Source organism: Armatimonadia bacterium, from assembly GCA_039679385.1.
In the GTDB taxonomy this organism is placed as follows: Bacteria; Armatimonadota; Zipacnadia; order Zipacnadales; family JABUFB01; genus JAJFTQ01.
In genome coordinates, this window is record JBDKVB010000028.1 from 1 (window position 1) to 5,200 (window position 5,200).

6 protein-coding genes are annotated in these 5,200 nt (G+C 64.9%); all 6 read right to left on the reverse strand.

The annotated features are described in order from the left end of the window. Positions 1–40: 40 nt before the first annotated feature. The 6 genes from ABFE16_02705 to ABFE16_02730 all read right to left on the reverse strand — a co-directional run bounded on the left by ABFE16_02705 (position 41) and on the right by ABFE16_02730 (position 5,024). A complete protein-coding gene (locus tag ABFE16_02705; GenBank protein ID MEN6344183.1) occupies positions 41–1,102 on the reverse strand; it encodes a hypothetical protein in 1,062 nt (353 codons plus the stop codon). A 301-nt stretch (positions 1,103–1,403) separates the two neighbouring features. Then, positions 1,404–2,174 carry a hypothetical protein gene (locus tag ABFE16_02710; GenBank protein ID MEN6344184.1) on the reverse strand — a complete coding sequence of 257 codons (771 nt, stop codon included), beginning with the start codon at positions 2,172–2,174 and terminating at the stop codon, positions 1,404–1,406. A gap of 108 nt (positions 2,175–2,282) precedes the next feature. Then, positions 2,283–2,858, reverse strand: a complete 576-nt coding sequence (locus ABFE16_02715; GenBank protein MEN6344185.1) for a hypothetical protein — start codon at positions 2,856–2,858, stop codon at positions 2,283–2,285. A gap of 399 nt (positions 2,859–3,257) precedes the next feature. Further along, the gene (locus ABFE16_02720) at positions 3,258–3,863 is read right to left on the reverse strand and encodes a tetratricopeptide repeat protein (GenBank protein ID MEN6344186.1); all 606 of its coding nucleotides are present in this window, start codon (positions 3,861–3,863) and stop codon (positions 3,258–3,260) included. A gap of 24 nt (positions 3,864–3,887) precedes the next feature. After that, entirely contained in the window at positions 3,888–4,535 is a 648-nt protein-coding gene (locus ABFE16_02725) for a tetratricopeptide repeat protein (GenBank protein ID MEN6344187.1), read from the reverse strand. Positions 4,536–4,559: 24 nt separating this feature from the next. Further along, the gene (locus tag ABFE16_02730; GenBank protein MEN6344188.1) at positions 4,560–5,024 is read right to left on the reverse strand and encodes a hypothetical protein; all 465 of its coding nucleotides are present in this window, start codon (positions 5,022–5,024) and stop codon (positions 4,560–4,562) included. Between the last annotated feature and the right edge of the window lie 176 nt (positions 5,025–5,200).

Here is a 5,200-nt window from a genome sequence, read left to right on the forward strand (position 1 = left end):
AGTAGGTCGTCTCGCCGTTCTTCGTCAGCCTCGTAGTGCCCTACTGCCCCGCTGGCGAGGGAGCGGCGTCGCCTTGCGGCCCCTCGGCCGGACCCGTATCAACCTGAGGCTTCGCCAGCGACCAGACTTCATGGTCTCCCGAGCCGTCCGTTCTGACGACCCTCAGCGAGGCGCGCGTATTGTCCTGTGTGAGGTACGCGATCTCGGAGTCGCTCAGAAAGGCCAGCGCCATCTGGTCAGTGCCGCGAGCAAGGATCCGCTCTGATCCATCGGAGAGGCGCTGAAGACAGAGCGCGGTAGACTTAGGCCCTGTCGGAGTGTCTTCGAAGGGCTTCCCCCTGCTCTCTGCGGAGGGGGTATCCGTACTGCGGACAAAGGCGACAAGGTCCTCCTGGGGCGAACTCCAGGCGCAGGGCCCGTTGATGGGCCCAGTAGCGCAGACCTTGACCTTCCCGGTGGTCGTGTCGAGGACTCCCAGGCTCTCGTCGTGGGCTGAGCCCTTGAGCTGCTCCGCAGTCGACCACTCCACCAGCAGCCAGTCAGGGCGGCCGCGCGAGAACCTCATGATCAGAGGTGAGCTGCCGCCGTCGGTGGCCCAGACCTCGCTGGCGTCAAAGCGGTCGAGGCCGAGGCGCAGGACTGAGTGGTGCCTGGCCTCTGCATCCGGGACCACCACGAAGAGGTTCCCCGCGTAGCTCCATTCAAGACAGTCGATGCGGTCAGGGAGGCCAAACCACCGTGGGTCTCTGCCGGTGCGCAGGTCGAGGAGCCCCAGACGTTGCTCAGTGTTTGGCAGGTCCGGCCACAGCACCATCAGAGGGGCGGCCGGGCTCCCAAAGGCGCTCACTTCCCTGCCGATGTAGACGACCCTCTCTGGGCCCTCCGAGGGTGCCGCCGTCACTGTTCTGGCCGAGGAGCCATCCGGCCTGCTGCTGAGCACCAGCAGGTCCTCACTGCCTACGAAGTGGGGATCCCAGAAGCAGCGCTCCGGGCGCAGGACCCGCACGGTGCCTTGGGAGTACTCGTACAAGGGGCTCAACTCCGCCATGCTCTGGAGCTGGAAGACAAGCCGCACCGGCGGGCGTGAGACCGCTACACTCACGACACAGGACTTCTGTGCCCATGCCATCGTTGCCGGGTCCAGGGCCGGCCGTTGGAGGTGGGTCTCAGGCTCGCAGCCCTGAAGGCCCAGCAACGCCGCCACGACCAGGAGCAGGCACGACGCTTGGTCTATCCTGTGACTTGGCTGCACCACGGATCACCTCGTTCTGGCATGGGTCAGGACACGCCCCCTTCAACGGCGAGGGCATCCTGTCAGACCGTACTGCCAATCGCCCATCAGACGTAACGGGCACGCACTGACCCTTCACTCCGCGCGACAGGCGAAGCGACTGCCTGTCTGTTCACGGCACCTGCGGCGTTGCGTCAGGCGGCGGCGCTGTGGGAAGTGGCTTGCCCTTCCCTCCGCCGCCCAAGTCCTGAATGGCGCTCGCAAGAGGGGTTCCTGGATGCTTCGCGTGCAGGGCCGAGAGCGTGCTCCACCCCTCCTTCGCACGATCGCTCTGACAGTAGGCGTGCCAGACCCAGCCGACCGCCCTCTCGTTCTGCTTCCCGACGAAGTGGCGCTTTGCGTAATGCGCGAACTGCTCGATAGCTTCCTCGTGCCGACCGCTGAGGGTGAGCCACATGATCCGCCACGCCTCGTAGGTGTCGGCCCACGGTTGGTCCCAGAACGCCGACAGCTCTCGGTCCACAACGGCGGCCGCTGTGTCGTACTGCTTCTGGAAGTGATACGTCAGGGCTATCTCATAGACGGCTCTGCCCACCTGCTCCTGGTTACGAAGGGCCTTCGCAGCAGCGAGGTGTCTCCCGGCAGCTTCGCGTGCGCGATCCCAGGTGCAGCCGGGGCTTCCGTCCCTTGCGGAGAGAGCCAGGTTCGTGCTCTCGATGGAATGCGCAAACCAGCCGAGAGCTTCCCCTCTGTGGGCAGTCTCCATGCGTCTCAGGAGGAGCGACGAAGCATCGTGGTGACCGTTCTCTGAAGCCCACTGGGCGACGAAGAGCCCCAAACCCGTGCTTGTGAGGAGTTTGTACCCGAGGAACCCTACCACCACAACAACAGCGACGACTGCGAGCCAGCATCCAAATCCGATGCCTGACCTCCGGTCCTTCACTGCGCCTTCCCCCCTGTGTTCGTGCTGCGAGTCTATTCCCTGGAGCTCACGCGACTGCGGCAATTAGTCCCCTTGCCCGATCTCTGTCTCTTCCTCGCGCCTTACCTGTCACGACGCTTCCCGCCCATACGTCACCACCCACGCGGTCTCCTTCAGCTTCACCAGTCCTGCTCGACGAACGATTCCCAAATGCATCCCCTGCGCCTGCTTGAGGTCGGGAAGACGCACCTTCCGCCCACCCGCATCCAGGACTCCAGACGCGCTTACGATCCCTAACGTCAGCAGGCCGACCAGCAACCGACGCCCCTCCGCGAAGGACTCCAGACCGGTCACGTCCTCCCACGCGACCGAAGTCGTCTTGCCCCACCAGGTGGTGACGGCAAGGCCGTCGTGCCCCAGGCTGACGGCCTCGTGGCGAGGCGCCAGGAACAGGCGCAGAGCGGCCAGCGACCTTGTCGCCGCGAAGGCCCCCCACACAGAAGCCCCGACGACGATGATGGGCACCACTACGTCCAGAGCCAGCCCCGCCTCGATGCACAGCGCTGCCATGAGGAGGCCCAGGGCTGCGCCCGAGAGCTCAAAGGCCAGCGGCATCGCAGTGTCCTTCCGCGCCTGCGGCGGCCTGTACACGGGACTCCTGAGATCAGGCGTTCCCTGGTTCACCTCTCGCGAAGGCTCAGGCATCACTACACCGCCTCACTTTGTTGAGTGTCGGACGGCCCTAGATTGCGGTAGACCAGGCGGAGGACGCCCCAGGCCCACGGGTCTTCCGCCTCGCAACCGATGGCACTACCCTCGCTCGCGCCCATTGCCCCGACCGACACCTACATCTATTCGTCAAGCAACGTACCTCTTTCCTATCATGTATGCCCTTTCCTTGTGTACCGAAAACCGCCTGCCGTATTATCTGTACGCTCCTATCAACGACGCATAGCTGTCTCACTGCGGCAACGGGAACACCTGTTGCTCAGTGTGGGTTTGGAGGTCGTACCCGTAGATCGTCCCGCCAGCGACGTAAAGCACCTCGCCCGGTTTCCCCCCACCGAAGCAGCAGCTGCCGCAAGGTGTCGTCGCCCGCAGTCACTACGGCGCGGGCAGCGACGGCCTCCCTTGTGAACGAACCACGGCGGCCGCTTTTTCAAGCGTCTCCGCTTCATCCGCCCGACCAGTCTCCCGCAAGGTCCCCCCGAAGTCGATCAGGAACCTGTCGAACCACAAGGACACGGCCTCGCGCTCATAGGCCTTCACGGCCTCGGCGGCCCGGCCCCTCTTCTGGAGCGCTCGTGCAAGGACAGACTCCAGGTACCGTGATCCCGGATGCCGCTGCAGGCCCAGTTCACACTGGGCGATCGCCTCATCGATCTTCCCAAGGCTCAGCAGGAGCGACGCGAGGCGGTACCGGTACTCCTCGACGCCGGGCTCCCTGTTCACGACACCCCTCAGAGTCGCAAGGGCCTCGTCCTTCCGATCCAGCCAGGCCAGGCACATCGCTACCCTCATGCGCGGACGCTGCCTGCACGGGAGTAACCATGCTGCCGCCCGGTAGGCTCGCAGCGCCTGCGCCGTCCGGCCGATCTCGAGTTTCGTATCCCCATCTGCCTGCAGGTAGAGCCCGGCAAAGGTGGTGTTGGCCCACACGCCCTCCAGCACAAAGGCCGCGATCAGCACTCGCTTCAGCCACTTACCCATGCTCGCCTCAACCTCCCTCCGAGTTCATTCACCCGAGCCCGACGGCGAGGGTCCGCTCTTCGAGCGCATCACGGCGGCTGCTTTCTCAAACGTCTCGGCGTCCTCAGCCCGACCACTGTCCCTCAGGGCCCGTGCGAGGTTGCTCGCGAAGTCGTCGTACCCGAGCGCCACAGCTCCGGTCTGGTACGTGTTGGCAGCGTCTGCGCTGCGCCCCAGTCGCCGGAGCGCTCGTGCGAGGACTCCATGCAGGAGCGGCGAGTGGGGACGGCGTTCCAGTCCCACCTGACACTGAACGACGGCCTCGGGCACGCTCCCGACGTCGAGCGCGAGCGACGCAAGTCGGTACCGGTACTCTGCCTCACCGCGCTGCTTGTTCACGACGTCCCGGAGGATCGCAAGGGCCTCGTTCTTTCGGCCCAGCTTCACCAGGCACCGCGCCACGTTCACACGGGGGCGCTGAACGAAGGGGAGCAGGTGCGTCGTCACCTGGTAGACCCGCAGTGCCCGAACTGTCCGGCCGTCCCTGAAGGCCTGATCCCCAACCGACTGCAGGTACAGCGCAGCAAGGATCGTGTTGACGCAGAGGACCTCCAGCACAAGGACCACGACCAACACTCGCTTCAGCCACTTACCCATGCTCGCCTCAGCCTCTTTCCGGATCGAGCGGGACATGACGCGACTCCCGTGCCGAACTGCTCACGGCTTCGGCTGTCTGTCTTTGCGGTCTGTCCACGCGGGACGCCCTTGCCCCTTCTTCAAGGCAAGCAGCATACCCGAGACCGCCCAGGCCAGCGCAGCGACGATGATGTGGATCTGCCACACCAGGGCCTCGCCGGCGCAGTACTTGCGCCATCCCAGCACGGTGAAGACTCCCAGGCCAACCCAGGACAGCAGGGACCACCATATGTATCTGGGCTTCCATCTGACAGAAAGCCCGCCAACGATCATGCAGACGCCGGTCGCATACGCCGCGTCGTGGTAGTTCTGCCAGTCGAGGGCGTACTGCAACTTGTGCGGGTTCGTCGATGCGAAGGTGATGGCGGCGAACAGCCCAAACCACCCAATCGCGAGCACACTCGTCGCAGCGTGGCGTCCACGCCAGGCCTGCAGAGCACCGACTACCACGAGCACCCCCAGACCAAACAGCTGATGGAGTAGCATCAGTCACCACCCTTCAAAGTGTGGCCTCCACCGAACTGCTCAGGACTCCCCTTGCCTGTTCTCTGCATCTGCGGTACCGGCCACGTCGCGCCGGCGTCGCACCTCGAAGGCGAACAGCACGACCGCAACCGCCCACCATGCAACGGCCAGCACTTGGTGGGGGCGCCAGTCGATCT

What these genes read in the sequence shown, in the direction of transcription:
- ABFE16_02720 (MEN6344186.1), bottom strand. Translation starts at nt 3,863, where the DNA reads ATGGGTAAGTGGCTGAAGCGAGTGCTGATCGCGGCCTTTGTGCTGGAG.
- ABFE16_02715 (MEN6344185.1), bottom strand. Translation starts at nt 2,858, where the DNA reads ATGCCTGAGCCTTCGCGAGAGGTGAACCAGGGAACGCCTGATCTCAGG.
- ABFE16_02730 (MEN6344188.1), bottom strand. Translation starts at nt 5,024, where the DNA reads ATGCTACTCCATCAGCTGTTTGGTCTGGGGGTGCTCGTGGTAGTCGGT.
- ABFE16_02725 (MEN6344187.1), bottom strand. Translation starts at nt 4,535, where the DNA reads ATGTCCCGCTCGATCCGGAAAGAGGCTGAGGCGAGCATGGGTAAGTGG.